1 protein-coding gene is annotated in these 278 nt (G+C 66.2%); it reads right to left on the reverse strand.

Going from position 1 to position 278, the window contains the following annotated elements:
- The coding region (locus EN869_RS34195) for a type IV pili methyl-accepting chemotaxis transducer N-terminal domain-containing protein (RefSeq protein ID WP_189508280.1) at positions 1-278 on the reverse strand (278 nt) is incomplete at both ends.

The following is a 278-nucleotide window of genomic DNA, read 5'->3' on the forward strand; positions in this document are numbered from 1 at the left end:
GGCCGACCATCAGCACCTGCAGCAGGTTGAGGATGGTGGTGAGATTGGACAGACGCACTTCGATGGCCGAAACCAGTATGTCGATGTGTTCGACGAAGCGCTGAGCCTGTTGCGCGGCCAGCGTGGGGTCCGGCGCAGGACTCGCGGTCCAGGCCGCGCGGATGGTCTGCCATTCGCGCTGCACGTCCGCAAAGGCCGCGCTCGAACGTGCATCGCGCGGCACCAGCAGGGGCCGTGCGGGATCTCCGTCGCGCAACAGGGCAACGCTCTGATCGAAC

Origin of the sequence: Mesorhizobium sp. M2D.F.Ca.ET.226.01.1.1 (assembly GCF_004022705.2) — a bacterium.
In the GTDB taxonomy this organism is placed as follows: domain Bacteria; phylum Pseudomonadota; class Alphaproteobacteria; order Rhizobiales; family Rhizobiaceae; genus Mesorhizobium.